Annotated in this window: 22 protein-coding genes and 1 tRNA gene; 7 read left to right on the forward strand and 16 right to left on the reverse strand. The window is 62.5% G+C overall.

The annotated features are described in order from the left end of the window. The first annotated feature begins 218 nt into the window (after positions 1–218). The 4 genes from ACQKPZ_RS25230 to ACQKPZ_RS25245 all read left to right on the forward strand — a co-directional run bounded on the left by ACQKPZ_RS25230 (position 219) and on the right by ACQKPZ_RS25245 (position 6,096). Positions 219–515 carry a pyrroloquinoline quinone biosynthesis protein PqqE gene (locus ACQKPZ_RS25230; RefSeq protein ID WP_391136634.1) on the forward strand — a complete coding sequence of 99 codons (297 nt, stop codon included), beginning with the start codon at positions 219–221 and terminating at the stop codon, positions 513–515. A gap of 295 nt (positions 516–810) precedes the next feature. Then, positions 811–2,616, forward strand: coding sequence for a phenylacyl-CoA dehydrogenase (locus ACQKPZ_RS25235; RefSeq protein ID WP_391136637.1), 1,806 nt, complete (start codon positions 811–813; stop codon positions 2,614–2,616). A 293-nt stretch (positions 2,617–2,909) separates the two neighbouring features. Then, complete coding sequence (locus ACQKPZ_RS25240; RefSeq protein ID WP_427543491.1) at positions 2,910–4,193, forward strand: diguanylate cyclase; 1,284 nt, start codon at positions 2,910–2,912, stop codon at positions 4,191–4,193. 124 nt (positions 4,194–4,317) lie between these two features. Next, the gene (locus tag ACQKPZ_RS25245) at positions 4,318–6,096 is read left to right on the forward strand and encodes an acyl-CoA dehydrogenase C-terminal domain-containing protein (RefSeq protein ID WP_427543494.1); all 1,779 of its coding nucleotides are present in this window, start codon (positions 4,318–4,320) and stop codon (positions 6,094–6,096) included. A 370-nt stretch (positions 6,097–6,466) separates the two neighbouring features. Here ACQKPZ_RS25245 and ACQKPZ_RS25250 read toward each other — a convergent pair whose 3' ends face one another. Then, entirely contained in the window at positions 6,467–7,390 is a 924-nt protein-coding gene (locus ACQKPZ_RS25250) for a LysR family transcriptional regulator (protein WP_427543497.1), read from the reverse strand. Positions 7,391–7,600: 210 nt separating this feature from the next. Here ACQKPZ_RS25250 and ACQKPZ_RS25255 point away from each other — a divergent pair, with 210 nt between their 5' ends. Both ACQKPZ_RS25255 and ACQKPZ_RS25260 read left to right on the forward strand, forming a co-directional pair. Beyond that, positions 7,601–8,881 (forward strand): aspartate aminotransferase family protein, encoded by a 1,281-nt coding sequence (locus ACQKPZ_RS25255; RefSeq protein ID WP_427543500.1) that lies wholly within the window; start codon positions 7,601–7,603, stop codon positions 8,879–8,881. A 148-nt stretch (positions 8,882–9,029) separates the two neighbouring features. Next, a complete protein-coding gene (locus tag ACQKPZ_RS25260) occupies positions 9,030–9,188 on the forward strand; it encodes a YqaE/Pmp3 family membrane protein (protein ID WP_009681539.1) in 159 nt (52 codons plus the stop codon). A gap of 115 nt (positions 9,189–9,303) precedes the next feature. Here the strand turns inward: ACQKPZ_RS25260 and ACQKPZ_RS25265 are convergent, their stop codons facing one another. From ACQKPZ_RS25265 to ACQKPZ_RS25320, 12 genes are all read right to left on the reverse strand, one after another. Beyond that, complete coding sequence (locus tag ACQKPZ_RS25265; RefSeq protein ID WP_427543503.1) at positions 9,304–11,127, reverse strand: prolyl oligopeptidase family serine peptidase; 1,824 nt, start codon at positions 11,125–11,127, stop codon at positions 9,304–9,306. After that, positions 11,093–12,253, reverse strand: a complete 1,161-nt coding sequence (gene pqqE, locus ACQKPZ_RS25270) for a pyrroloquinoline quinone biosynthesis protein PqqE (RefSeq protein WP_427543505.1) — start codon at positions 12,251–12,253, stop codon at positions 11,093–11,095. Before pqqE ends, ACQKPZ_RS25265 begins: the two co-directional genes overlap by 35 nt. Continuing rightward, entirely contained in the window at positions 12,225–12,500 is a 276-nt protein-coding gene (pqqD, locus tag ACQKPZ_RS25275; RefSeq protein WP_105947298.1) for a pyrroloquinoline quinone biosynthesis peptide chaperone PqqD, read from the reverse strand. Before pqqD ends, pqqE begins: the two co-directional genes overlap by 29 nt. Further along, complete coding sequence (gene pqqC / locus ACQKPZ_RS25280) at positions 12,497–13,252, reverse strand: pyrroloquinoline-quinone synthase PqqC (protein WP_427543508.1); 756 nt, start codon at positions 13,250–13,252, stop codon at positions 12,497–12,499. The genes pqqD and pqqC overlap by 4 nt, the downstream gene beginning before the upstream one ends. A 75-nt stretch (positions 13,253–13,327) precedes the next feature. Then, on the reverse strand, positions 13,328–14,239 hold the full coding sequence (gene pqqB / locus ACQKPZ_RS25285) for a pyrroloquinoline quinone biosynthesis protein PqqB (protein WP_427543511.1): 912 nt from the start codon (positions 14,237–14,239) through the stop codon (positions 13,328–13,330). Positions 14,240–14,323: 84 nt separating this feature from the next. Next, positions 14,324–14,395 carry a pyrroloquinoline quinone precursor peptide PqqA gene (gene pqqA / locus ACQKPZ_RS25290; RefSeq protein ID WP_008365141.1) on the reverse strand — a complete coding sequence of 24 codons (72 nt, stop codon included), beginning with the start codon at positions 14,393–14,395 and terminating at the stop codon, positions 14,324–14,326. A 172-nt stretch (positions 14,396–14,567) separates the two neighbouring features. Continuing rightward, positions 14,568–16,856 carry a pyrroloquinoline quinone biosynthesis protein PqqF gene (pqqF, locus tag ACQKPZ_RS25295; RefSeq protein ID WP_427543514.1) on the reverse strand — a complete coding sequence of 763 codons (2,289 nt, stop codon included), beginning with the start codon at positions 16,854–16,856 and terminating at the stop codon, positions 14,568–14,570. 143 nt (positions 16,857–16,999) lie between these two features. Next, positions 17,000–17,794: a carbon-nitrogen hydrolase family protein gene (locus ACQKPZ_RS25300; protein WP_427543517.1), complete on the reverse strand. Its 795-nt coding sequence runs from the start codon at positions 17,792–17,794 to the stop codon at positions 17,000–17,002. Between the two features lie 14 nt (positions 17,795–17,808). Next, on the reverse strand, positions 17,809–19,491 hold the full coding sequence (locus ACQKPZ_RS25305; protein WP_427543520.1) for a flavin monoamine oxidase family protein: 1,683 nt from the start codon (positions 19,489–19,491) through the stop codon (positions 17,809–17,811). Positions 19,492–19,653: 162 nt separating this feature from the next. Then, a complete protein-coding gene (locus ACQKPZ_RS25310) occupies positions 19,654–19,968 on the reverse strand; it encodes a helix-turn-helix domain-containing protein (protein ID WP_427543523.1) in 315 nt (104 codons plus the stop codon). Then, entirely contained in the window at positions 19,946–20,308 is a 363-nt protein-coding gene (locus ACQKPZ_RS25315) for a toxin (protein WP_427543526.1), read from the reverse strand. The genes ACQKPZ_RS25310 and ACQKPZ_RS25315 overlap by 23 nt, the downstream gene beginning before the upstream one ends. Positions 20,309–20,543: 235 nt before the next feature. Beyond that, positions 20,544–21,005 carry an Lrp/AsnC family transcriptional regulator gene (locus ACQKPZ_RS25320; protein ID WP_012270181.1) on the reverse strand — a complete coding sequence of 154 codons (462 nt, stop codon included), beginning with the start codon at positions 21,003–21,005 and terminating at the stop codon, positions 20,544–20,546. A gap of 234 nt (positions 21,006–21,239) precedes the next feature. On the opposite strand from ACQKPZ_RS25320, the gene ACQKPZ_RS25325 reads away from it, so the two are divergent. Next, a complete protein-coding gene (locus ACQKPZ_RS25325; protein ID WP_427543528.1) occupies positions 21,240–21,794 on the forward strand; it encodes a serine acetyltransferase in 555 nt (184 codons plus the stop codon). Positions 21,795–21,851: 57 nt separating this feature from the next. On the opposite strand, the gene ACQKPZ_RS25330 is transcribed toward ACQKPZ_RS25325, so the two are convergent. From ACQKPZ_RS25330 to ACQKPZ_RS25340, 3 genes are all read right to left on the reverse strand, one after another. Further along, positions 21,852–21,928, reverse strand: a tRNA-Ile gene (locus tag ACQKPZ_RS25330). Between the two features lie 16 nt (positions 21,929–21,944). Beyond that, complete coding sequence (locus tag ACQKPZ_RS25335; protein WP_427543531.1) at positions 21,945–25,688, reverse strand: EAL domain-containing protein; 3,744 nt, start codon at positions 25,686–25,688, stop codon at positions 21,945–21,947. A gap of 294 nt (positions 25,689–25,982) precedes the next feature. Beyond that, the coding region (locus tag ACQKPZ_RS25340) for a sigma-70 family RNA polymerase sigma factor (RefSeq protein ID WP_427543534.1) at positions 25,983–26,478 on the reverse strand (496 nt) is incomplete at its 5' end.

Raw genomic sequence — 26,478 nt, forward strand, 5'->3', positions numbered from 1 at the left:
CCACGGTCTGTACTGCGCGAACAGTCAGAAGCGAGTTATGACCCTCCTCCTCCCTTCAAGTCCTACCATACAAGCGGGTTTACCCGCGAAGAGGCTGGCGCAGGAATACCCAAGGCCTATCAGCTGGCACCAGGCCATTAGGGATTTAAACGGGCCTTTTCACCACAGGCCTGCTTTAATTGAGCCTGTTCGTTATCCAGCGTCAATGGAGTCCTGACATGGAAATCACCGGTAGCTCCGCCTATTACGCGGGCCTGAGCGCAATCCACACCGGCCAGAACCGCGTCGATCAGGCTGCAAGCCAGATCGCCAACACCGCCGCCGAACGCACCGCCACCAGCCAGTCCAGCGATTTTCAGGCTGAACGCCTGCGCGCGGTCGACCGCAGCCAGCAGATGGACCTGGCTACCAGCGTGGTGCAACAGGCCGTGGGCAAGACCGAAGTCGAGCTTGGCGCAAAAGTCGTCAAGGCTTCCGACGAAATGCTCGGTCGGATCATCGATACCTACGCCTGACCGGGCGCCTATTCGAATCACACACACACATCCCCTGTGGGAGCGGGCATGCCCGCGAATGCGTCAGGTCAGGCACCTCTATTGCCTGGTCTGGCCTCTTCGCGGGCATGCCCGCTCCCACAGGGGGAGTGATGTTTTTCGGGCTTGGCGTAAACGCCATTTTTCGTGGCGTAAATGGCACCATAGTCCCTCCTTGACAGAATGCGGAGCTAAACGTAAGTTTCAAACAACTGTTTGATAAGACGGCCGCCAAGAGCTGGTCACCCCCACAGAACTGACCCAGAGGTTCATCGCAATGCCTGATTACAAAGCCCCCTTGCGTGATATCCGCTTCGTTCGCGACGAACTGCTTGGCTATGAGGCGCACTATCAGAGCCTGCCGGGCTGCCAGGACGCCACGCCCGACATGGTCGACGCGATCCTTGAAGAAGGTGCGAAGTTCTGTGAGCAGGTGCTGTCGCCGCTGAACCGTGTGGGTGACCAGGAAGGCTGCACCTGGAGCGAATCGGGCGTGAAAACCCCGACTGGCTTCAAAGAGGCCTACGAGCAGTTCGTCGAAGGCGGCTGGCCGAGCCTGGCCCATGACATCGAGCACGGTGGCCAAGGCCTGCCAGAGTCGCTGGGCCTGGCCCTGAGCGAAATGGTCGGTGGTTCGAACTGGTCGTGGGGCATGTACCCAGGTCTGTCGCATGGCGCGATGAACACCATTTCTGCGCACGGCACCGAAGAGCAGCAGCACACCTACCTGACCAAGCTGGTGTCCGGCGAGTGGACCGGCACCATGTGCCTGACCGAGCCACACTGTGGTACCGACCTGGGCATGCTGCGGACCAAGGCCGAACCACAGGCCGACGGCAGCTACAAAGTGTCGGGCACCAAAATCTTCATTTCGGCCGGTGAGCATGACATGGCCGGCAACATCGTCCATATCGTCCTGGCCCGCCTGCCGGATGCACCGGCCGGTACCAAAGGTATTTCGCTGTTCATCGTGCCGAAGTTCCTGCCCAATGCCGAAGGCGGCGTGGGGGAGCGCAACGGTGTGAGCTGCGGCTCTATCGAGCACAAGATGGGCATTCACGGTAACGCCACTTGCGTGATGAACTTCGATGCGGCCACCGGTTACCTGATCGGCCCGGCCAACAAAGGCCTGAACTGCATGTTCACCTTCATGAACACTGCTCGCCTGGGTACCGCGCTGCAAGGCCTGGCCCACGCCGAGGTGGCGTTCCAGGGTGGCCTGAAGTACGCCCGTGAGCGCCTGCAGATGCGTTCGCTGACTGGCCCGAAAGCGCCGGACAAGGCTGCTGACCCGATCATCGTCCACCCGGACGTGCGTCGCATGCTGCTGACCATGAAAGCCTTCGCCGAAGGCAACCGTGCGATGGTGTACTTCACCGCCAAGCAGGTGGATATCGTCAAGTACAGCCAGGACGAAGAAGAGCGCAAGAAGGCCGATGCCCTGCTGGCGTTCCTGACCCCGATCGCCAAGGCGTTCATGACCGAAGTCGGCTTCGAAGCGGCCAACCATGGCGTGCAGATCTATGGCGGCCACGGCTTCATTGCCGAGTGGGGCATGGAGCAGAACGTGCGCGACAGCCGTATCTCCATGCTGTACGAAGGCACTACCGGCATCCAGGCGCTGGACCTGCTGGGCCGTAAAGTGCTGATGACCCAGGGCGAAGCACTGAAGGGCTTTACCAAGATCGTGCACAAGTTCTGCCAGGCGCAGGAAGGTAACGAAGCGGTCAAGGAATTCGTCGAACCGCTGGCGGCAATCAACAAGGAGTGGGGCGAGCTGACCATGAAAGTGGGCATGGCCGCCATGAAGGACCGCGAAGAAGTGGGCGCGGCTTCGGTCGATTACCTGATGTATTCCGGTTATGCCTGCCTGGCCTACTTCTGGGCCGACATCGCCCGCCTGGCGGCCGAGAAGCTGGCAGCCGGTACCAGCGAAGAGGCGTTCTACACCGCCAAGCTGCAGACTGCGCGCTTCTACTTCCAGCGTATCCTGCCGCGTACCCGTACCCACGTGGCGACCATGCTGTCGGGTGCCAACAACCTGATGGCGATGGACGAAGAAAACTTCGGCCTGTCGTACTGATTCATCGGTTGTACCGAAAACCCGCCTGCCATCACCGGCAGGCGGGTTTTTTTTATTCATCCCGCTTCAGCGCGGTGCCTTTGTAGGAGCGGCCTTGTGTCGCGATCGGGCTGCGCAGCAGCCCCAGCAATCTTCGCTTTGGCAGAAATCCTGGGGCCGCTTCGCGCCCCTTTCGCGACACAAGGCCGCTCCTACAAAAAATCGCGTCTGAACTGGTATTCAACTGTTCATGTGCACTGCCGATGAAGTAAGGGCACAATGCCACTATTGATCTGCCGGGTTGGAGATTACCCTTGTTTCGTTTTAACGCTGTTCGCGCAAGCCACTTTCTGCCATCGCTCGTTTTGTTGCTGGCAGGGCTCGCTGCGGCCTACGTGAGAGACCTCAGTGTCTTTTTCACATCGCTGTTCAATGTCCTGCCCACCTTGGTTCTGTTGCTGGGCGGCGCCTACTGCGCGGTTTACCGCCGCCAGCGTGAGCTGTTCATGATGCTCACCGTGTACATCGCCTACTTCCTGCTCGACACACAGACCGACTTCTACCGTGACCATGGCCGCGTGCGCGAGGACGCCGCGGTGATATTCCACCTCGTATGCCTGCTGCTCCCCGCGCTGTTCGGGCTGTATGGCGCCTGGCAGGAACGTACTCACCTGCTGCAGGACCTGGTCGCACGCGGCGCCGTGCTGTTCGCCGTGGGCAGCGTGGCAGTGGCGCTCGAACAAAGCTTCCCCGAAGCCCTGCTGACCTGGCTGGCGGAAATCCGCTGGCCCGCCCTGCATGGCCAGTGGATGAGCCTGATCCAGCTGGTCTACCCCTTGTTCATCGGCGTGTTCATCCTGCTGGTGGTGCAATACTTGCGCGCACCGCGGCCTCTGCACGCTGCGCTGATAACGGGCCTGCTGGGCATCTTCTGGATGCTGCCGCAAACGTTCATCCTGCCGTTCACCCTGAACATCATGTGCAGCCAGGTGATGCTGATGATCGCCGCGGCGGTAGCGCACGAGGCTTACCAGATGGCCTTCCGCGACGAACTGACCGGCCTGCCGGGGCGCCGTGCGCTGAACGAGCGCATGCAGCGCCTGGGGCGTAACTATGTGATCGCCATGACCGATGTCGACCACTTCAAGAAATTCAACGATACCCATGGCCATGATGTCGGCGACCAAGTGTTGCGCCTGGTGGCCAGCCGTTTGTCCAAGGTGACCGGAGGCGGCCGGGCCTACCGTTATGGCGGCGAGGAGTTTGCCCTGGTGTTCGCTGGCAAGACGGCCGAGGAATGCGTGCCCCACGTGGAAGCGGTGCGCGAGGTGATCGCCAACTATGTGATGCACCTGCGCGACCAGAGCAACCGCCCGCAGGACGATACCGCCGGTCGTCAGCGGCGGGCGGGCAGTGCTGGCGGCACGGTATCGGTCACTATCAGTATTGGCGTGGCCGAGCGCCAGGCTGATCACCGCAACCCCGAAGCAGTGCTCAAATCCGCCGACCAGGCGCTGTACAGCGCCAAAGGTGCAGGGCGCAATTGTGTCATGGTGCATGGGCAACAATCGCAGCGTGGGGCAGTGCGTACCGCGTGACTGAAATAGACCATACGGTCCGTTGATGACCCTATGTCTCGTAAAAGTTGTTCGGTTACACTGCCAGTAACCCCAGTGTCGCGGTTCCCCGAGACCGCCAAGACCCGACTAGCGAGAGGTTGTCATGGCTGACTATAAAGCGCCGCTGCGCGACATGCGCTTCGTACTGAATGAAGTCTTCAACGTGGCCGAGCAGTGGGCGCAGTTGCCCGGGCTGGCCGACGTTGTCGATGCCGACACTGCCATGGCCGTGCTGGAAGAAGCCGGCAAGGTCACCGCCAAGTCCATTGCGCCGCTCAGCCGCGCCGCGGATGAAGAAGGTTGCCACTGGCACAACGGTGCAGTCCGCACCCCTGCCGGTTTCATCGAGGCCTACAACACTTACGCCGAAGGCGGCTGGGTGGGCGTGGGCGGCGACCCGCTGTTCGGCGGCATGGGCATGCCCAAGGCCATCTCGGCGCAGGTAGAAGAAATGGTCAACGCCTCCAGCCTGGCGTTTGGCCTGTACCCGATGCTGACCGCGGGCGCTTGCCTGTCGATCAATGCCCATGCCAGCGAAGCGCTGAAGGAAAAGTACCTGCCGAACATGTACGCCGGCGTGTGGGCCGGCTCCATGTGCCTGACCGAGCCACATGCCGGTACCGACCTGGGCATCATCCGCACCAAGGCCGAGCCCCAGGCGGATGGCAGCTACAAGGTCAGCGGCACCAAGATCTTCATCACGGGTGGCGAGCACGACCTGACCGAGAACATCATCCACCTGGTGCTGGCCAAGCTGCCGGACGCGCCGGCGGGGCCGAAAGGTATTTCGCTGTTCCTGGTGCCCAAGTTCCTGGTCAACGAAGACGGCAGCCTTGGCGCACGCAACCCGGCCACTTGCGGTTCGATCGAGCACAAGATGGGCATCCAGGCTTCGGCCACCTGCGTTATGAACTTCGATGAAGCGGTGGGCTACATTGTCGGTGAGCCGAACAAGGGCCTGGCCGCCATGTTCACCATGATGAACTACGAGCGCCTGGGCGTTGGTATCCAAGGCCTGGCGTCTGCCGAACGCTCTTACCAGAACGCCGTGGAATACGCCCGTGACCGCCTGCAAAGCCGCGCCCCGACCGGCCCACAAGCCAAAGACAAGGCCGCCGACCCGATCATCGTCCACCCGGACGTGCGCCGCATGCTGCTGACCATGAAGGCGCAAATCGAGGGTGGCCGCGCTTTCTCCACCTATGTAGCCATGCAGCTGGACAGTGCCAAGTACAGCGAAGATGCCGCCGTGCGCAAGCGCAGCGAAGAGCTGGTGGCACTGCTGACGCCGGTGGCCAAAGCGTTCCTCACCGACCTGGGGCTGGAGAGCACGGTGCACGGCCAGCAGGTGTTTGGCGGGCATGGTTACATCCGTGAGTGGGGGCAGGAGCAGCTGGTGCGCGATGTGCGCATTACCCAGATCTACGAAGGCACCAACGGCATTCAGGCTCTTGACCTGATGGGGCGCAAGGTAGTGGCCAGCGGTGGGGCGTACTACCGGTTGTTCTCTGACGAGATCCGCCAGTTCATTGCCAGCGCAGGCGGAGAGCTGGCCGAATTTGCCAAGCCGTTGGCGGCCAGCCTGGACCAGCTCGACGGGTTGACCGAGTGGGTGCTGGAACAGGCCAAAGGCAACCCGAACGAAATTGGCGCAGCGTCGGTCGAGTACCTGCATGCCTTTGGTTACGTGGCCTATGCCTACATGTGGGCATTGATGGCGCGGGCGGCGCAGGCGGGTGAGGGGGATGCGGCGTTCTATGCGGGCAAGCTGGGCACGGCGCGGTTCTACTTTGCGCGGTTGCTGCCACGGGTGGATTCGCTGGTGGCTTCGGTGAAGGCGGGGAGTGAGTCGTTGTACTTGCTGGATGCTGAGCAGTTCTGAGGGACTTTGGGGCTGCTTTGCAGCCCATCGCGACGCAAGGCCGCTCCTACACTGATCGGCGTGTCCAGGACCTTGTAGGAGCGGCCTTGTGTCGCGATCGGGCCGCAACGCGGCCCTCATTCAGGGTGTATCTGCGAATGCCTCGCCCTTGTAAGCTTTTTCCTACACGACGTGGTGACTTTTCACCACTGTTCTCAGATTGGATCCACGGTTAATCTTTACCACATGGACGTTGCGCAGGAAGCGCAAAGGACAGACCAAGGACGGCGACGAAGGACCACCTGCCAGGATGGCGGGGCGATACGGATGTCACAGGGAAACAGTCTGGGAAACCCCGCTTCGGCGGGGTTTTCTTTGTGCGCGTGTTTTTTCAGGCCAGCACATCCAGCGCTGATGCCCCTGGCAGCCGGGCGTCAGTTTCTTCTTCCAGCAGCGTGCGCAGCAGCTCCACAGAGGCCTGCTGGCGCTGGGCATCACGAAACACCAGGCCAACCTTCAGCGGCACCCGCGGCTCGCTCAATGGCTTCCACAGCAGGCCCTGGTCATCCTCAGCCGCTTCCTTGGCCCGCCCCGGCAGGATGGTCGCCAGCGCTGTGTGCGACAGGCTGTCGAGAATCCCTGCCATGTTGTTCATCTCCGCCTGCACATGTGGCCGCCGCCCCTGGCTGGCCAGCTGCGCCTGCCAGATCTGGCGGATCTGGTATTCCTCGCCCAGCATCAGCATGGGCAACTCGGCGGCCTGGCGGATGGACACCTTCCTGAAGTCCTTCAGGGGATGAGTGTCGGGGATGACCAACTGCAGCTCATCTTCATAGAGCAAAAGGCCATGCAGCCCGGGCTGGCGTGGCGGCAGGTAACTGATGCCGATGTCCAGGCTGCCATTGAGCAGGCGCCGTTCGATTTCCAGCCCCGACAATTCATAGATCTGCACCACCAGGTGTGGCTGTGCCTTGCGTAGCCGTTCGAGCAACTGCGGCACCAGGCTTGGCCGCACGGTCTGCAATACGCCAATGGCCAAGGTGCGCAGCGACTGGCCCTTGAAGTTGCGCATGGCCTCGTGGGCGCGCTGCAGGCCATCGAGCAATGGCAAGGCGTGGTTGTAGAGGGTATGGGCAGCCAGGGTGGGCAGCAGGCGCTTGTTGCTGCGTTCGAACAGGCTCAGGTCAAGGCTGTGTTCCAGCTGGCGGATCTGCTGGGAGAGCGCCGGCTGCGACAACGACAGGCGCTCGGCGGCACGGCCAACATGGCCCTCTTCGTACACCGCGACGAAATAACGCAGTTGGCGGAAATCCATAAGTAACACTTATCGAAAATGCTGGAAAAACGAAATGGTCGAAAACCCTCGCGAAGCCTAGTCTATCGCCGTATTCCAACGGGTTACAGCGATGAATCGGTCGATTGTTACCCCGGATGAAAAACACTTTTGATAGGCAAGGCAAAATATCGAGTGCCGGCACCAAGACCGCACCGTTGCCGCCCTTTACCGTGATTGGCTGGAGCCCTGATGAACCTGTTCAACCTGCGCCGCTCGGCCCCTGCCGCTGTCGCCGAGCCCAAGCGTGCGCCGGTAATCGTGCCGCAAGTGCCTGAGTTGTCGCGTGATCGCCTGATGCCAAGTGCCGAGCGTGCCGAGCAGGTGTTTGTGCGGGGCCAGGGTTCCTGGTTGTGGGACAACGCGGGGCACGCCTATCTGGACTTCACCCAGGGCGGTGCGGTCAACAGCCTGGGCCATAGCCCCAGCGTGCTGGTGAAAGCGCTGGGCAACCAGGCCCAGGCGTTGATAAACCCGGGCTCGGGTTTCCATAGCCGAGGCCTGCTGGGGCTGGTCAACCGCCTGTGCCAGAGCACTGGCAGCGACCAGGCTTACCTGCTCAACAGCGGGGCCGAGGCCTGCGAAGGTGCGATCAAGCTGGCACGCAAGTGGGGCCAGCTGCACCGCAACGGCGCGTATCACATCATCACGGCCAGCCAGGCCTGCCATGGCCGCAGCCTGGGCGCGCTGTCGGCGTCCGACCCGCTGCCGTGCAACCGCTGCGAACCTGGCCTGCCGGGCTTCAGCAAGGTGCCGTTCAATGACCTGGCTGCCCTGCATGCCGCAGTGGATTCGCGCACCGTGGCGATCATGCTTGAGCCTGTGCAGGGCGAGGCAGGTGTGATCCCCGCCACGCAGGAATACCTCAAGGGCGTGGAAACACTGTGCCGCGAACTGGGCATCCTGCTGATCCTCGATGAGGTGCAGACCGGAATTGGCCGTTGCGGTGCGTTGCTGGCCGAAGAAACGTACGGTGTGCGCGCCGACATCATCACCCTGGGCAAAGGCCTGGGGGGTGGAGTGCCGCTGGCCGCCTTGCTGGCCCGGGGCACGGCATGCTGCGCCGAACCCGGCGAGCTGGAAGGCAGCCACCACGGCAACGCCCTGATGTGCGCCGCCGGCCTGGCGGTGCTGGACACGGTGCTGGAGCCTGGCTTCTTCGCGCAGGTGCAGGACAACGGCCGCCATTTGCGCGAAGGCCTGAGCCGCCTGGCGGGGCGCTATGGCCAGGGTGAAGTGCGCGGTCAAGGCCTGCTGTGGGCCCTGCAACTGAAAGAAAACCTGGCCCGTGAGCTGGTGGCTGCGGCCCTGCACGAAGGCTTGCTGCTGAATGCTCCGCAAGCGGATGTGGTGCGTTTTTCACCGGCGCTGACCGTGAGCAAGGGCAACATCGACGAAATGCTGCTGCGCCTGGCGCGCGCCTTTGCCCGCCTGCATGCCCAGCAGCAGGCTCGCCGCGAAGTTCCGGCTTAGTGGCACGTTAAAGAATTCTACGAACCGTCTGGCGTTCCTGCGCATCGCCCCTGGCCTGTTTCATTCGGCCCGGGGCGTTTTTTTTTGCCTGTGGAACCTCTGCGGCGGGCGGCTAGTCTGTGATGTAACCCCTTCAGGAGAGACTCACATGGACTTTATCCGCATCATCATTGCCATCATCCTGCCGCCGCTTGGTGTGTTCTTGCAGGTGGGGTTTGGCGGGGCGTTCTGGCTGAATATTCTGCTGACCTTGCTGGGGTACATTCCAGGGATCGTGCACGCGGTGTACATCATCGCCAAGCGCTGAGGCCCTTGGGCGGCCTTGCAGCCCATCGCGACACAAGGCCGCTCCTACAGGGGATCGCGAACCCTTGTAGGAGCGGCCTTGTGTCGCGAAAGGGCCGCAAAGCGGCCCCATGATCTCAAGCCTTCAACACCCGGCAATAGAACTTCCACTCTTCTTCCAGCGCATGGGCCAGATTCTCCGCGTTGCGGAACCCGTGCCGCTCGCCCGCATAGAAATGCCCTTCAGCCTCGATCCCGTTAGCCTGCAATGCCGCCAGCATTGAACGCGTCTGCTCCGGCACTACCACTGCATCCAGCTCACCCTGGAAGAAAATCACCGGCACCTTGATCTGTCCCGCATGCAGCAGCGGCGTGCGCTGGCGATAGCGCTGCGCATCCTGTTGCGGATCGCCGATCAGCCAATCCAGATAATCGCCCTCGAACTTGTGCGTAGCGTGGCCAAGCGCAACCGGATCGCTGACCCCGTACAGGCTGGCGCCGGCGCGGAACACGTCATGAAACGCCAGTGCACACAGTGTGGTGTAGCCACCGGCACTGCCCCCACGGATGAAGGCCTTACGCTTGTCTACCAAGCCTTGAGCCGCCAGGTATTCAACCGCTGCGCAGGCATCGGCCACATCGCTTTCGCCCCAGCGCAGGTGCAGTGCCTGGCGGTACTCCCGGCCGTAGCCCGTGCTGCCCCGGTAGTTCAGGTCTGCCACGGCAAAGCCGCGTTGAGTCCAGTACTGGATGCGCGGGTCGAGCACGGGATAGCAGGCCGACGTCGGCCCGCCGTGGATGAACACCACCAGCGGTGCGGCGCCTTGCGATTGCGCTGGCGGATAGAAGAAACCATGGGCCAGTTCGCCGTCGCTGCCATAGTGGATCGACTGTGGCAGGCTGATCTGCTCTGCCGGCAGCATTTCGGCACCACCGGCCAGCACGCGGACCTCGTGGTTGATGCGGTCAATGGCAATCACTGCCGGTGGGCTGATGGGCGAGGCGGCAATGGCATAGAGGTGCTGGGCATCCATGGCCAGGCTGCGAAAGCGTGTATAGGCACTGGCGAAGCGTTCCATGCGGCCATCTCCATGACGCAGCCCCATTTGCCCGAAGCCATCCTTGAACCAGCTGGCCAGGTAGCTTTGCGGGCTCAGCGCTAGCCAGGTACAACTGCCCAATTGCCAGGGCGCAGCCGCGTGGTCCGCAGGCCCGGCAGGCAACGCCTGCCATTGGCCATCGACCTCACCCCAAGGCTGCCAGAAGCCATTGCGGTCGGACAGGCAGTAGAGTCGGGCTTCGGCATCGAAACGTGGCTGTTGCAGCGATTCAACATCGTTGGCCACGCACTGCGCTGGCCCCCAGTGGCCACTGCTGTCGCGTGCACGGCACATCAACCGGGTGACGGTCCAGGGCTGGGCCGGGCGGTCCCATTCAATCCACGCCAGGCGCATGCCATCGGCACTCACGGTAGGTGAGGCGTAGAAATCAGCACCCTCGGCGAGCACCTCGCGGCTGCTGTCACCCAAAGCGACCAGGCGATGCTCCACCTGCTCGGCATGGCGCTCCTCCACGGCCAGCACCTGGCCAGCGTGCCACTGCACATCGCCGTAGCGGCAACTGGCATCCTGGGTCAGCGCGCGCGGTTGCAAATCGCCCAGCGACTGGGTGTAGACCTGCTGGTCCTTTTCGTTGACGAACACCAGCCCGTCGCCACCCAGGCAAAAGCTGCCACCGCCATATTCGTAGACCCGGCTGCGCACGCTGAAACCATCCGGGGTCAGGCAGCGGGCCTGGCAGTACAGCCAGTGCCAGATCCGGCACGCACCGTCGGCCGGGCGAAATTCGATCCAGAACACCCCGTCGGCACTGACCTTGAGTTCGGCAAAGTCGGTACCGGCGGCAACCGCCTGCGCCGCGCTGAACTCAGCCGCGGGCGATGACACGTGAGTTTCTATCATTGCGGAAGGTCATCTGTTCAATGGCGAGCTGGGCGGTTTCCGCCTCCTCGCGGGCCTTGAGGATGATGCCGTGGTCGGCCGACTTGGCGCACACCGGGTCGGCGTTGCTGGCATCGCCGGTCAGCATGAAGGCCTGGCAGCGGCAGCCGCCGAAGTCCTTTTCTTTTTCGTCACAGGAGCGGCACGGTTCGCGCATCCACTCATAACCACGGAAGCGGTTGAAGCCGAACGACTCGTACCAGATATGGTGCAAGTCATGGTCACGTACATTGGGGAACTGCACGGGCAGCTGCCGGGCGCCGTGGCAGGGCAGCGCGGTGCCGTCCGGGGTGATGGTGAGGAACAGGTTGCCCCAGCCATTCATGCAGGCCTTGGGGCGCTCTTCGTAGTAGTCCGGGGTGACGAAGATCAGCTTGCACGGGTTGCCCTCGGCCTTGAGCTTGCTCCGGTATTCGTTGGTGATGCGCTCGGCCCGCTCCAGTTGCGCACGGGTTGGCAGCAGGCCCAGCCGATTGAGGTGCGCCCAGCCGTAGAACTGGCAGGTGGCAAGCTCGACGAAATCGGCGTCCAGGGCAATGCACAACTCGATAATGCGGTCGATCTTGTCGATGTTGTGCCGGTGCGTGACGAAGTTGAGCACCATCGGGTAACCGTGGGCTTTTACGGCACGGGCCATTTCCAGCTTTTGCGCAAAGGCTTTCTTCGAGCCGGCCAGCAGGTTGTTGACCTGCTCGTCGCTGGCCTGGAAGCTGATCTGGATATGGTCCAGGCCGGCCTTCTTGAAGTCGGCGATGCGCGCCTCGGTCAGGCCTATCCCTGAGGTGATCAGGTTGGTGTAGTAACCCAGGCGCCGGGCTTCGCCGATCAGCTCGGCAAGGTCCTGGCGCACCAGCGGCTCACCACCGGAAAAGCCGATTTGCGCGGCGCCCATTTCCCGCGCTTCGGCCATCACCTTGAACCACTGTTCGGTGCTCAGCTCCTGGCCCTGGGCGGCAAAGTCCAGCGGGTTGGAGCAGTACGGGCACTGCAACGGGCAGCGATAAGTCAGCTCGGCCAGCAGCCACAGGGGCAGGCCGACCGCGGGCGTGGGCGGCAACTCAGGCGAGGACGATCCAGTGTTCGGCACGGGCCACCTCCATGAACTGCTCGATGTCGTCGGCCACTTCCGGCACATCGGGGAATTGCTGTTCGAGTTCGCTGATGATGGCCGCCACGTCACGCTGGCCGTCGATCAGGCCACCGATCAGGCTGGCACTTTCGTTGAGCTTGATCATGCCCTCGGGGTACAGCAGCACATGGCCCTTTTGCGCCGGCTCGTACTGGAAACGGTAGCCGGGGCGCCAGTTCGGCACCTGGTTGCGGTCGAAACTCATAGGGTGATCCCCTTGTGCCACACCCGGTCCTGGGTGACGGAGTGATAAGGCGGGCGGTTCAGCTCGTAGGCCATGCTCATGGCGTCGAGCATGCTCCAGAGGATATCCAGCTTGAACTGCAGGATCTCCAGCATACGCTCCTGGCCCGCGCGGGTGGTGTAGTGCTGCAGGGTAATGGCCAGGCCGTGCTCCACGTCACGCCGGGCCTGGCCAAGGCGGGTGCGGAAGTACTCGTAGCCGGCCGGGTCGATCCAGGGGTAGTGCTGTGGCCAGCTGTCCAGGCGCGACTGGTGGATTTGCGGGGCAAACAGCTCGGTCAGCGAGCTGCTGGCCGCTTCCTGCCAGCTGGCGCGGCGGGCAAAGTTGACGTAGGCGTCCACGGCGAAGCGCACGCCGGGCAGTACCAGTTCTTGCGAGCGCAGCTGGTCCGGGTCGAGGCCGACCGCCTGGCCCAGGCGCAGCCAGGCTTCGATGCCGCCGTCTTCACCGGGTGCGCCATCGTGGTCGAGCAGGCGCTGGATCCACTCGCGGCGCACTTCGCGGTCCGGGCAATTGGCCAGGATCGCGGCATCCTTCATCGGGATGTTGACCTGGTAGTAGAAGCGGTTGGCCACCCAACCCTGGATCTGTTCGCGGGTAGCGCGCCCTTGGTACATCGCCAAATGGTACGGGTGATGGATGTGGTAATAGGCGCCCTTGGCGCGCAGGGCCTGCTCGAATTCGGCAGGGGACATTGGCAGTGCGTCGCTCATTCGGCTGGCTCCTGTAAACGATTCTCTGGCCCGACACACCACTCCCACAGGGGCTCGTGTGGCCTCGCTGACTTTTTACAACTCGATACTCATGCCATCAAAGGCCACTTCCACACCCCGGCGCAGCACTTCGGCGCGTTCGGGCGAGTCTTCATCGAGGATCGGGTTGGTGTTGTTGATGTGGACAAGTACCTTGCGCTGCCGTGGGAAGCCGTCGAGCACTTCCAGCATGCCGCCGGGGCCGTTCTGCGCCAGGTGGCCCATTTCGCGGCCGGTGCGGGTGCCCACGCCACGGCGCTGCATTTCATCGTCTTCCCACAGCGTGCCGTCGACCAGCAGGCAGTCGGCGCCGTGCATCATCGCCAGCAGCTTGTCGTCTACCCGGCCCAGGCCCGGGGCGTAGAACAGCTTGCCGCCGGTGCGGGTGTCTTCGACCAGCAGGCCCAGGTTGTCGCCCGGGTGCGGGTCGAAACGGTGCGGTGAGTAGGGCGGTGCGGCGCTGCGCAGCGGGAACGGGGTGAACTTGAGGTTTGGGCAGGCCTCGATAACGAAGCTGCCTTCCAGCTCGATGCGGTTCCACTGCAGGCCACCGTTCCAGTGGCTGAGCATGTTGAACAGCGGGAAGCCGGTGGTGAGGTCCTGGTGGACCATGTCGGTGCACCACACCTGGTGCGGGCAGCCTTCACGCAGGCTGAGCAGGCCGGTGGTGTGGTCGATCTGGCTGTCCAGCAGCACGATGGCGTTGATGCCGGTGTCGCGCAGGGCCCGGGCCGGTTGCATGGGCGCAAAGGCCTGGAGCTGGGCGCGGATATCGGGCGAGGCGTTGCACAGCACCCAGTGTACGCCGTCGTCGGACAGGGCGATGGACGACTGGGTGCGCGCCGTGGCCCGCAGGGTGCCGTCACGAAAGCCCTTGCAGTTGACGCAGTTGCAATTCCACTGTGGGAACCCGCCACCGGCGGCGGAGCCGAGAACCTGGATGTGCATGGTCACTCTCTTTGCTGTGCGAAAATCCGTTGCTAAAAAACGAAAACGCCCCGGCGGGCCGAGGCGTGGTACCGCAAGCCTGGCTTAGCGGCTAGCGAAGTACATGGTGACTTCGAAGCCGATACGCAGGTCAGTGTAAGCAGGTTTGGTCCACATGGGATTACTCCTTCTGGATGGGTTTTGGGGTTACTCAGCTACTACTTGGGTACCACCATGCGCAGGAGGTTCCCGGAACTGGGATTGCGCTATCTTACAAGAAAATTTTGTACCGAAAGGTTAATTATTCGGAAAGCGCCTTTGCGCTTTGCGTAACAATCACCGGTTAGGCTTATTGCCAGTCAGGGTGTGGCGCGGCAGCGTTGGCCAAACATAGCCAGGATGAACCTGCATCAAGCAGGGTACCCAGTAGGTGGTCCAGATCCGTCTGCCGCGTGTTCAGGATAGCCCTGCGCAGTACATCCAGCTTGGCGGGTTGTGTAGCCAGGTGTGTCTGCCATGCCCACTCGGCGACATCGGCGTTGGCCATGGCGGGTTCGTCGAATTGCCCGGCCAGGGCCTGCTGGGCGGCCGGGTCAAGGGTGACACCCTCGCGCAGCAGGGTGAGCAAGTGGTCGAGGATCTGTGCCGGGCTGGTATGGGGTGACTGCACGCCGAACAGCAAGCCATTGACGCCCTCGACCTGACGAAAGGCGCTGAATACGGCATAGCCCAGTTGCAGTTCTACCCGCAGGCGTTGGTACACCGGCCCTTGCAGCAGCTGCGCAAGCAGGCGGCCGCTGGCCTCGTTGGCCGCTGGCAATGGGCAGAACAACAACAGGGCATGTTCGCTGCCCGCTACGTCGACGTGCTGCCAGCGATGGTTGGCCCACGTGGGCAAGGGGACAGGTCGCGAGCCTTGCCCGGGACAATGCTGCAACGCACTACCCAAGACCTCTAGCGCGGCATCGTCGAAGCCTGTTGCCATGCCATGCCAGCTTGCGTGCTCCCACAGGTCATCGAGTTGCGCCTGTGCCAGCGTACAGGCCGTTACCGCCGTGGGTGGGGTATTCAGTACCGCGTCGGGCAAGTGCTTGATCAAGGCCCTGATCGGGATCAGTGCCGGTAGCTTTGCCGTGCGCGGCTGCCAGCAACTGGCTGGCGGCTTGAGCATCAAGGCCAGGGCCTGCTCTACAGTGCGAAGCACCGCCGCCGGCAGCCCGGCGCAGCGCAACTGCCAGTGCTCACCAGCTGCACTGAACTGCAACTGCACCGCTGCACGTTCGCAGCGCGCTTGCAGCGGGGCAAGCACTTGTTCAATCACGCCCTGCATGTGTTGGCGCAGGGGCGATTGCACATGCCAGCGCAGATAAAGCGCGACGTACTGGCGAGTGCCAGGCAGCTGGTCGCAGAGCTTCAAAGCTTTCGGCAAAGGGTGTGCTGCACCAGTGGGCAAATCTGCGATCAGTAAAGGGTCGACCTCGGGCAGTTGCCATTGCCCGTGTGCATGGCTCGGCAGGCCTTCCAGCAGCCTGCGCAGGGCTTGCATGGCTTGCGCATCCAGTTTGGCGAACGGCTGCCCTGTGCTGTCGCGACGGGCCAGCTCAAGCGCGCTGGCGCTGAATTCACGGCTGTGCTGCAGCAGGCCGAATTCGCTGTTCAGCTGTTCAAGGTCGGCCTGACGGATGAAGCTGAACCACCCTTGCAACAGGGCATGGGCATCGCCCGGTCTGGCGTCTGCGCTGAGTTGCAGGTCGATGTGCCAAAGTAGCTGCCCGGCGAAGGCGTAGAGCTTTTCGGCCTTGAAACTTTGCAGCCAGCCACGCTGACGAAGGGCATCCAGCCAGGTTCCCGGGCGGCTGTCGCCGAGGCTGGCAACCAGCAGCTCAAGGGCTGGCTCGGCGCCAGCTGGCAGGTTCTCGTGAGCGAAAACAAGCGGGGTATTCTTCGCCGACAGTGGCGGTGGCTGGGTTTGGGGCATGCATTGGCCTGTTGCGAACAACTCGGCATTCCGCCGGCCAAGTTGCTCCAGCTCGTCGAGCGGCTGTGGGCCGCACAGGCTCAAGACGATCTGGCCGCCTTGGTAGAAACGCTGGTGAAAGCCGCCAAGGGCCTGCTGGAAGGCTGGATCCTGCAAAGCCAGGGTGTGCCGGTTACCGGCGTGAAAGGCGCCCAGCGGGTGGCCCGGTGCCGCTGATTGCAGCAAGGCGAACTGTTGCTGGGCCTGCGGGTTGCGCGACCAGGCAATGAACTCTGCGTGAATCACTTCACGCTCGCGGCGTTGGCGCTCGATGCCCAGGTCTGGTTCGGCCAGCATCTGGCACAGGCGCTCAAGCCCTCCGGCCAAAGCATACGGGGGCACTTCGAAGAAAAAATCGGTGACGCGTTCCCGGGTGCTGGCGTTGACCTGGCCGCCGAGCGCCTGTACGTAACGCATCAGGCCGTCGTGCAGGGGGAAGCGTGGGGTGCCGAGGAAGAACAGGTGCTCGAGAAAGTGAGCCAGGCCGGGCCATTTACCAGGCGCGTCGTGGCTGCCGGCGTGCACCCGCAGGGCGGCTGCCGAACGCTTCAGGCGCGGGGCGTGGCGTAGGGTAAGCTGCAAGCCGTTGGCGAGGGTGGGGTGGCGGGTGGCGTCAGGCATGGGGGCTCCAGTGGCTGGTTTCCATGCTAACCCATTTGTTGGCAGGCCCGGCCTCTTCGCGGGCTTGCCCGCTCCCACAGGTACGGTGTGATGTTCAGATTGACGCGAATCCTGTGGGAGCGGGCATGCCCGCGAAAGGGCCTTCAGCCTTTACGCAGGTGCAACTCCTGGCGCAAATCGTCCAGATAAGGGAAGGCCTGGCGCCCCTGCACCACCCGCTCATGCTCAAGCTCCGCCAGCAACTGGCATTCATCCCGCCCAGCCATGGCCAGCAGGCTGCCATCCGGGCCAATGATGCTGCTCTGCCCGCAATACTGGATCTCGTCTTCCGCGCCGCAATAGTTGGCATACACCAGATAGCACTGGTTCTCTTGCGCCCGCGCCCGCACCGTCACCTGGCAGACGAAGTCGTAAGGAGCCATGTTCGCCGTCGGCACCAGGATCAGCTCGGCGCCATCCAGCGCCAGGCGCCGGGCGTTCTCCGGGAACTCGATGTCGTAGCAGATCAGCAGGCCGACCTTCCAGCCATCCAGCTCCACCACCGGGAAGTGGTCGGGACCTGCACTGAACATAGCGCGGTCCAGTTCGCCGAACAGGTGGGTCTTGCGGTAGTTGCTCAGGCTACGGCCGTGCGTATCGATCAACTGCACACTGTTGAATATCGCCCCGTTATCGCCCCGCTCCGGGTAGCCATAGACGATGGCGATGCGGTGCGCCTGGGCGATCTCCACCACCTCCATGGCTGCCGGGCCATCAGCGCTTTCGGCCAGGCGCTCGACCTGGGCCAGGCCGATGTTGTAGCCGCTAAGGAACATTTCCGGGCACACCAGCAACTGCGCACCGCGTTCAGCTGCAAGCTGCGCCTGCTGGCGCAGCCGTTGCAGGTTGCCGGGCACGTCCAGTGGCTTGGGTATGCCCTGGAACAGAGCAATGCGCATGCTGCCTCCTTGTGTCAGTCCGCCAGGGCGATCGGGCCGATTTCGTCGAACACGTCGCCAGGGCCGGGGTTGTCCGCGTGGGTGCGGCCACCGAAGTGGTTCATGATACCCCACACCGCATTCAGCGAGGTCTGCACCGCACCTTCCACCCAGGCCGGGGTCCACGACACGTCGTCACCGGCGATGAACATGCCGCGCTGCTCGGCAGGCATGTCCTGCTGCATGAAGTGCGCGTACATGCGCTGGTTGTAGCGGTAGTGGCCCGGCAGCGCGCCCTTGAAGGCGCCAAGGAAGTGCGGGTCGGCTTCCCAGGAAATGGTGATCGGGTCGCCAATGATATGCCCGGCGATATCGGTCTTCGGGTAGATCTTCTTCAATGCATCCAAGGCTAGCTGCACGCGCTTTTCCACCGGGTGCGGCAGCATCTTCAGCGCGTCGCTCATCCAGGCGTAGGACAGGCAGATCACCCCCGGCTTGTCGTCGCCGTTGTCGAACAGGTAGGTGCCGCGAGTGAGGCGGTCGGTGAGGGTCATGCTCATCAGGTCGCGGCCGGTTTGCGGGTCCTTGTCCTTCCAGAATGGCCGGTCGACCATGACGAAGGTTTTCGACGACTGCATGTAGCGGGTGCGGTCCAGGGCCATCCACATCTTTTGCGAGAACAGCGATTCCTCGCAGTCGATCTGGGTGGTCAGCAGCCAGGTCTGGCAGGTGGCGAGCACGGCGCCGTAGTGGCGGGTGTCGCCCCAGTTGTCGGTAACCGCCAGGCGGCCATCGGCGGCACGGGCAATGCGTTTCACCCCGGTGCGCGGTGCACCGCCATGCAGGCCGCTCAGGCTGGTGCCCTCCGGCCAGTGGGCGCAGCGCTCCGGCACATGGCGCCAGATCCCTTGTGGCACCTGCTCCACACCGCCGACGACCAGATGCTGGTGGTCGTCGCAGTTGGTCATGACCACACGGAAGATTTCCAGCATCGAGTTGGGGAAGTCCGAGTCCCAGCCACCGGTGCCGAAGCCGACCTGGCCGAACACTTCACGGTGCTGGAAGCTCAGCTTGGCGAACGAGCGCGAGGTGGCGACGAAGTCGTAGAAGGTGCGGTCGTCCCACAGCGGTACCAGCTTGTTCCACAGTTCTTTCAGGCGCGGCACGTCGCGGTCACGAATGGCTTGCTGGATGTCAGCAAACTGGGCACCGCTTTCCAGCGCATCTGCCCAGGCGTCGGCCACTTCGTGGAACAGCTTGGGCAGGTCGGTGGTTTTTTCGGCGTAGTAGGTCTGGCCTTCAAGGTCGATCACGGTGCTGCCCGAAGCCGGGGTGAGCGGGTTGGGGAAGGGCTTGGTCTCCAGGCCCAGCTTGTCCACATAGTGGTAGAAGGCGGTGGACGACACCGGGAAGCGCATGCCACCGAGTTCGGCGATGATGCCGTCGGTGCCGTTGAAGGCCTGCGAACGCAGCCGGCCACCCAGCTTGGAGGCCTCGTACACCACCGGCTTGAGGCCCAGTTTCATCAGTTCGTAAGCCGCCACCAGGCCGGCGATACCGGCACCCACGATGGCCACTTCCTCACCATGGCGCTCAGCCGGGATGCTGCCCAGGCCAGCGGGGTGTTCCAGCCAGTCGTCGAAGGCGAACGGGAAGTCCGGGCCGAAGATGGTGATCGGCTGCTTGCCGTCGGCGGGGTGGCGGTTTTTCTTGTTCATGAAGTGACCTTGCCAGAGGGGCTGCGCGGGGAGCGGAGCCTGAGTATAGGAGATGGCTAGGGGTCATTTTAGGGAGTGGAGCGTTCGTTATTAAGGTGCAGAGTATTGCCTTAATGTAGCTTTGTTCGTCGTATTTAACTTTATAAGAGTGCTTTTGACGAATCACGCCAAAGATGCCAAATGGTCCACTGTCTCAGGGTATTTCTGCACCAGACGAATTAGTGCGACTGCTTGCGCATTGGGCCTGGAACGGCCCTGCTCCCAGTTCTCCAGCGTTCTGGCATTGGTTCGCAGATGGTTCGCGAACACTGCCCTGGACATGTTGAGACGCTGACGCAGCTCCAGCAGTTCGTTGGGGGCCAAAGGGGCCAGCTCGGCGAGGCTGGCTTTGTGCGAACGTAGGGTTTTTTTGCCTTGGCGTTCCTCAGCTAGGGCGTCGAAGCCTTCCGTGAGTTCAGTGAACAGGTTGCGGGGCATGGTTTGTCCTCAACAGGTATTCGCGTTCAAGCATCGTTCTCAGCGCTTTTCGCTGGGAATCAGTCAAGTCATCCTGCATGTCTTTGCCGTACACCGTGAACAACCAGAATTGATGGCCGGGAAGCCAAAAGTAGTAGATGACCCGGATCCCACTTCGCTTGCCCTTGTGGCGTTGGGTGTCAGCGAACCTCAGTTTTCTAAGACCACCGGTGCCCTTGATCGCATCCCCGGCGAAGGGATCCTTCATCAAGAGCAGCTGTAAGAGACGAAAATCCTGGTCATTTAGATAGCTGGTTCGGTGACGTTCGAACGGGGGGAGTTCAACAATGACAGCTTCCATTTTTTGTACGTAACCTGCGTATAGTTTGGTGGGGTAGGCGAGGTCTGTCAATCCGTTCGCTTTCCAGCCTATACACATCGGCGGATTATCTGAGAGCCACTGAGTTGCGGGATGTAACCCAGACAGAGCCTGTGAGGGCTGCCACCGTTTCTGGTCAATGCAGCATTCTGCCGAAAGCCTTTCGGCAATCCTCGATGGCCTGCTCGACGGCCAGGAAGCCTGACCGCCAGCCCGCTCAGAGCGGCTGCCCGCGGTCCACCTTGCTGCTGAGAATGATCGACGTGGTGGTCTTCTCTACCCCGTCGACACTGCCGATCTGGTCGAGCAACTGGTCCAGCTGTTCGGGTGAATCCGTGCGCAGCCAGGCCACATAGTCGAACTCGCCGCTCACCGCGCACAACTGCTGCACCTGCCCCATGGCACTCAAACGCCGCACCACTTCCTTGCCGGAGCGCGGCTGCACCTTGATCCCCACATATGCCTGCAGCCCGCCGCCGATCACACTCTGGCCCAGGCGCACGCCGTAGCCTGAGATGACCTTGTTCTTCTCCAGCCGCTCCAGGCGCGAGTTGACCGTGGTGCGGGCGATGCCCAGCTGGCGGGCGAGGGTGGCGACGCTTTCACGGGCGTTGATCTGTAGCAGGGCGATCAGCTGGCGATCGATTTCATCCAGCGTGATGGAGCGGGAATCCGACATGGCGAGTCTCTACGGTTGGCCCGCTAGCCTAGCCAGCCAACGGCAAGCAGGGCAAGAGCACGTCACACTGTGGGAGCGGGCGTGCCCGCGAACACGGGCGAAGCCCGTGCCATCCACCGCGTTGCCTGTTTCGCGGGCACGCCCGCTCCCACAAAGGGATCGCGTATGCCCCGATGGCTGCGTCTCAGGTGCTAATGCGGCATGATGAAACGCTAGTCCAACGAGAACCCCAGTGTGAACCTCGACCACCTGCTCGAATGCTGGCGACTGGAAGTCTCCAACAAGAAAAGGCCCGGACGCCGAATCAGCCTGCTGTTCAACGTGCTACGCCGCGCACGCAAGGACAACAAACTGCGTTTCCTCTTCACCTACCGCCTGGCCCAGTACCTCGACGCCCGCGGCGGCCTGGCCCGGCGCCACGCCCGGCGCATGCAGCAGCGCCTCAACCTCAAGTACGCCATGGACATCGACATCGGCGCCCAGATCGCCCCCGGCCTGCGCATCGCCCATCTACCGGGGGTAGTGATCACCCGGCACGTAAGCATCGGGCGCAACTTCTTCATTCGTCAGAACTGCTCGATTGGCATCAAGACGCTCGGGCTGGAAGACTACGCGCTACGTATCGGCGACAACGTGAGCATGGGCGCCAACAGTTGCATCGTTGCCGACCGTATCGACATTGGTGATGACGTGGTGATTGGCGCTATGTCGCTGGTTACGCGGGATATTCCGGCTGGGATGACCTTCTACAATCCGCGGCAGGTGGAGATGTGGCCGCGGCTGGAGTAGTCGCTAGGCATGGGCCAGGCATGAAAAAGCCGCGCAATAGCGCGGCTTTTTCGTATCTGGTGGGCCCACACGGACTCGAACCGTGGACCAAAGGATTATGAGTCCTCTGCTCTAACCGACTGAGCTATAGGCCCTCAGTAAGTGGCCGGATTATAACGAGGGTTTCGCACCAGTGCCATCTGAAAGATCCGATAGTGCTATGCGAAGAAACGCTGCCGCAAATTCCTCTGGCGGCAGCGGCAGGCTGACGATGTAGCCCTGGATCTGCTCACACCCTTCCGCTGCCAGAAAACGCTGCTGGGCCTGGTTTTCCACGCCCTCTGCAATGATGGTCAGCTGCATGCTGCGGCCCAGGGCGATGATTGCCCGGGCGATGGCGGCGTCGTGTGGGTCGTCGGGCAGGCCGCGGATGAACGACTTGTCGATCTTGAGGATGTCCAGCGGCAGGCGCTTGAGATAGCTCAGTGACGAATAACCGGTGCCGAAGTCGTCAATGGCCAACTGCACGCCCAGTTTCTTCAGCTGGTACAGCACGGCCAAGGCTTCTTCAGCCTGGCTCATGATGAAGTTTTCGGTGATCTCCAGCTGCAGGTCACCTGCCTTGAGCTGGTAGTGCTTGAGCAACTGTTCGATGCGTCGGGCCAGGTGCGGCTGGCGTAGCTGGGCACCGGCCAGGTTGATCGACAATGGGCCGAAGGGTTCGTAGTTCTGCTTCCACGCCTGCATTTGACGGCAGGCTTGCTCCAGTACCCAGTCGCCGAGCTGGAGTATGGTGCCGTTCTCTTCCGCCAGGTGGATGAAGTGCTCCGGTGGCACCTCACCCAGCGTGGGGTGGCTCCAGCGGATCAGCGCTTCGGCGCCTACCAGGCTCTGCGTCTTGAGGCTGAGCTTGGGCTGGAAGCACAGGCTCATTTCGTTGCGTTCGACGGCGCGGCGCAATTCGTGTTCCAGGGCAATGCGCTCGCTGGCCTGGGCGGTGAGGTCGCGGGTATAGGCTTCGACGCGGTTGCGGCCTTTGGCCTTGGAGCGATACATGGCCGCGTCGGCGTTGCGGATCAGCGTGGCAACGTCGGTGCCGTCCTGTGGATAAAGGCTGATTCCGATGCTGGCGCTGGTGAAGAACTCATGCTCACCCGCCTGGAACGGCGCGACGAAGCAGGCCAGCAGCTTGTTGGCGATGGTACTGGCGTCGCTGGGCTTGTGCAGGCCGGGCAGCAGGATGATGAACTCGTCGCCACCCAGGCGGGCCACGGTGTCGACGTCACGCACCTGCTCCTTCAGGCGTTGGGCGATGCCCTTGAGCAGCAGGTCACCAACCGGGTGGCCGAGGCTGTCGTTGATGTGCTTGAAACGGTCGAGGTCGAGGAACAGCACCGCACCCTGGCGGTTGGACACTTGTGCGCAGGTCAGTACAGCCTGCAAGCGGTTCTCGAACAGGGCCCGGTTGGGCAGGCCGGTCAGCGGGTCGTGGTGGGCCTGGTAATCGAGCTTGGCCTGGGCGTGCTTGAGGCTGGAAATGTCTGCAAAAACCGCAACGAAATGGGTGATTTCGCGCTCGCTGTTGCGCACGGCACTGATGGTCAGCCAGCCGGGGTACAGTTCGCCATTCTTGCGCTTGTTGTAGATCTCGCCTTGCCAGTGGCCTTCGGCGGTAAGCTGGTGCCACATGGCGGCATAGAAGGCGCTGTCATGCTGGCCGGAGGCAAGCAGGCGCGGGGTTTGGCCCAGGGCTTCGATTTCGCTGTAGCCGGTGATTTCGCTGAAGGCGCGGTTCACGGCGCTGATGCGCTGGTCGATGTCGGTGATGAGCACGCCCTCGGCGGTGTTCTCGAAAACGGTGGCGGCCAGCTGCAGTTTTTCCTGCATCAGGTAGCGTTCGGTGATGTCGCGGGCGATGGTCAGCATGCAATCGACGCCGGCAATCGGTAGCGGCCTGGCAGATAGCTCGCACAGGCGGATCTGCCCGTCGCTGCGGCGGATGTGGCAAGTGAAGTCACGCACGAAGCCGTCGCGGTTGAGCTGGTCGACCAGGCGCTTGCGCTCGTTGAGGTCGACCCATATTCCCAGGTCCAGCGAGGTCTGGTCGATGGTCGGGTTGAGGTCGTAGCCGGTGAGGCGGCAGAAGCCTTCGTTAACCTCAAGCAGCAAGCCGTCGCTTTGACGCGACAGTAGCAGGCCGTCGGGGGAGGCGTGGAAGGCCTTGGCGAACTTCTCTTCCGAGGTTTGCAACTGCTCCTGGGTTTCCTTGAGCTGGCTGATGTCGCGTACGGCCACCACCAGCGCGGGCGTGCCGTCGAGCTCGAAGGTTTCGGCTGAGGTGAGACCGGTGAACAGTTGGCCGTTGCTGCGGCGGAAGCTCATTTCCAGGTTGCGGATGCCGCCCTGGTGCAGTCGTTCAAGCAGCAGGGGGCCCGTGCCCTCTACCCCCCACAGGTTCAGGTCGGTGGCCGTGCGCCCGATGACCTGGGCCGGGGTAAGGCCGATCTGTTCCTCGAAGGCTTCGTTCACCTCCAGCAGGCAGCCGTCGCCGTGGCGGGCGATCAGCAAAATGTCGGGGCACTGCTGGAACACCGAAGCGAACTTTTGCTCGGAAAGGCGCAGGGCATCTTCGGTGCGCTTGGTTTCGCTGATATCGATCATCAGCCCGCGCATCACCGGCTGGTGGCCGTGTTCGATCATGCTGACGATATTGCGTACCCACAGCGGCTGGCCGTCGGCCCGGATTACCCGGTAGTCCAGGCTGTGGTCACGGCCTGCTGCGGTTTCACTGTCGCAGTAGGCCTGGGCCCAGAGGGCGTCCTCCGGGTGCAGGATGCTGCGCCAGAAGCCCGGTTTGAGCCAATCGCTCAGCGGGTAGCCGAGCAGGTCTTCGGCATGCGGTGAGACGTAGCTGTAGTTGAAGTCGTTGGCATCGGCTTCCCAGGCGATAGCTGACAGGCTCTCGACCAGGCCGCGGTAGTGGTACTCGCTGCTGCGCAGCTCTTGCTCCAGGGCAATGCGCCGGGAGATTTCCGAGCTGAGCCGGCGGTTGATGCGGATGACAACAGCCAGCACGCCCATCAGCAGCAGCACCGTTGGCAGGCCATAAAGCAGCAGGTCCGACCAGAACATCCGTTGGTCGACCACATTGCCTACCCAGCGCTGCTGGATCTGGTTGACCTCGCTGCTGCTCATGTCGGCAATCACTTTGTCGAGAATGCCCACCAGAATGTTCTTGTCGCGCGGTGTCGCCATGGCCAACTGATAGCGGTAGGGCGTTTCACCACTGACGTACAGGCCATCAAGCTTGAGCTGGCGCAGGCTCCAGATGCTCGATGCAAGGTCGCCGACCACCGCATCCACCTGGTCGGTGGCCAGGGCTTGCAGGGCAGAGCTGACGTTGGGTAGCGCCACCAGGTTGAGGTCGGGGTGGTGGGTGCGTAGCAGTTCATGCGGGGCATAGTTCTCTACCACGGCGATCTTCAGGCCGTAGAGATCGTCCAGGTTGCGCGGCTGCGCACCGCCTTTGTGGGCAAGAATGACAATGGGGAAGTCGAGGTAAGGGCGGGTAAACGCCAGGTAGCCTTGGCGCTCGGGCGTGGACATGATGCCAGGCAGCAGATCGATGCGGTTTTCCCGCGCCTGCGCCAGTACTTCGGTCCAACTGCTGGGTTCGACCGGTTTTAGCGTCACACCCAGGCGTTGCTGGATCATGGCGATGTAATCGGCGGCCAATCCCTGGTACCGGCCCTCCTGGTCGCGAAACTCGAACGGTGGCCAAGAGGCGTCTACGCCCAGGCTCAGCTGCGGGTGGGCAGCCAGCCAGGCTTTCTCCTCGTCTGTCAGGGTCAGGGCGCCGGCCGTTGTGTTCCATAGAATCAGAAGCAGCAACAGAATGGCCGGCTTCAAGGACATGGCAGCCTCGCATTCAGGTGGTCTGAACTCGAGTGTAGACGGGCATTGCTGCAGATGTGCAGCGAGAGGTGGGGTCTTTTGTCAGATACAACAGGGCCTTGCAGGTGCAGGGCTTTGTGTAGGAGCGGCCTTGTGTCGCGATTGGGCCGCAAAGCGGCCCCGGCAATACATGCTTGATGCTCAATCCCGGGGGCTGCCTTGCAGCCCGATCGCGACACAAGGCCGCTCCTACAGGGGCGCGGAGGTTTCAAAAGGCAGAAAAGAAAAACCCCGGCCTGAGCCGGGGTTTTGTCATCACTCGTCGAGGAAGGAGCGCAAGTGCTCGCTGCGGGTCGGGTGGCGCAGTTTGCGCAACGCCTTCGCTTCGATCTGACGAATCCGCTCACGGGTTACGTCAAATTGCTTGCCCACTTCTTCAAGGGTGTGGTCGGTGTTCATGTCGATACCGAAACGCATGCGCAGCACTTTGGCTTCGCGTGCGGTCAGCCCCGAGAGCACGTCGCGGGTGGCTTCCTTGAGGCTTTCGACCGTGGCTACGTCAATCGGGGACTGCATGGTCGAGTCCTCGATGAAGTCGCCCAGGTGCGAATCTTCGTCGTCACCGATCGGGGTTTCCATGGAGATCGGCTCTTTGGCGATCTTCAGTACCTTGCGGATCTTGTCCTCAGGCATTTCCATGCGTTCGCCCAGCTCTTCCGGGGTCGGTTCGCGACCCATTTCCTGCAGCATCTGGCGGGAAATACGGTTGAGCTTGTTGATCGTCTCGATCATGTGCACCGGAATACGGATG

Source organism: Pseudomonas sp. NPDC089547, from assembly GCF_050280665.1.
Classification (GTDB): Bacteria; Pseudomonadota; Gammaproteobacteria; order Pseudomonadales; family Pseudomonadaceae; genus Aquipseudomonas.

Excerpts from the sequence above, each read along its gene's own strand:
- ACQKPZ_RS25315 (WP_427543526.1), bottom strand. The coding sequence starts at position 20,308 with ATGGAAGCTGTCATTGTTGAACTCCCCCCGTTCGAACGTCACCGAACC.
- pqqD (WP_105947298.1), bottom strand. The coding sequence starts at position 12,500 with ATGAGTTTCGACCGCAACCAGGTGCCGAACTGGCGCCCCGGCTACCGT.
- ACQKPZ_RS25245 (WP_427543494.1), top strand. The coding sequence starts at position 4,318 with ATGGCTGACTATAAAGCGCCGCTGCGCGACATGCGCTTCGTACTGAAT.
- ACQKPZ_RS25260 (WP_009681539.1), top strand. The coding sequence starts at position 9,030 with ATGGACTTTATCCGCATCATCATTGCCATCATCCTGCCGCCGCTTGGT.
- ACQKPZ_RS25255 (WP_427543500.1), top strand. The coding sequence starts at position 7,601 with ATGAACCTGTTCAACCTGCGCCGCTCGGCCCCTGCCGCTGTCGCCGAG.
- pqqB (WP_427543511.1), bottom strand. The coding sequence starts at position 14,239 with ATGCACATCCAGGTTCTCGGCTCCGCCGCCGGTGGCGGGTTCCCACAG.
- ACQKPZ_RS25265 (WP_427543503.1), bottom strand. The coding sequence starts at position 11,127 with ATGATAGAAACTCACGTGTCATCGCCCGCGGCTGAGTTCAGCGCGGCG.
- ACQKPZ_RS25250 (WP_427543497.1), bottom strand. The coding sequence starts at position 7,390 with ATGGATTTCCGCCAACTGCGTTATTTCGTCGCGGTGTACGAAGAGGGC.
- ACQKPZ_RS25320 (WP_012270181.1), bottom strand. The coding sequence starts at position 21,005 with ATGTCGGATTCCCGCTCCATCACGCTGGATGAAATCGATCGCCAGCTG.
- ACQKPZ_RS25310 (WP_427543523.1), bottom strand. The coding sequence starts at position 19,968 with ATGCCCCGCAACCTGTTCACTGAACTCACGGAAGGCTTCGACGCCCTA.
- ACQKPZ_RS25335 (WP_427543531.1), bottom strand. The coding sequence starts at position 25,688 with ATGTCCTTGAAGCCGGCCATTCTGTTGCTGCTTCTGATTCTATGGAAC.
- pqqF (WP_427543514.1), bottom strand. The coding sequence starts at position 16,856 with ATGCCTGACGCCACCCGCCACCCCACCCTCGCCAACGGCTTGCAGCTT.
- ACQKPZ_RS25230 (WP_391136634.1), top strand. The coding sequence starts at position 219 with ATGGAAATCACCGGTAGCTCCGCCTATTACGCGGGCCTGAGCGCAATC.
- ACQKPZ_RS25235 (WP_391136637.1), top strand. The coding sequence starts at position 811 with ATGCCTGATTACAAAGCCCCCTTGCGTGATATCCGCTTCGTTCGCGAC.
- ACQKPZ_RS25305 (WP_427543520.1), bottom strand. The coding sequence starts at position 19,491 with ATGAACAAGAAAAACCGCCACCCCGCCGACGGCAAGCAGCCGATCACC.
- pqqC (WP_427543508.1), bottom strand. The coding sequence starts at position 13,252 with ATGAGCGACGCACTGCCAATGTCCCCTGCCGAATTCGAGCAGGCCCTG.
- ACQKPZ_RS25300 (WP_427543517.1), bottom strand. The coding sequence starts at position 17,794 with ATGCGCATTGCTCTGTTCCAGGGCATACCCAAGCCACTGGACGTGCCC.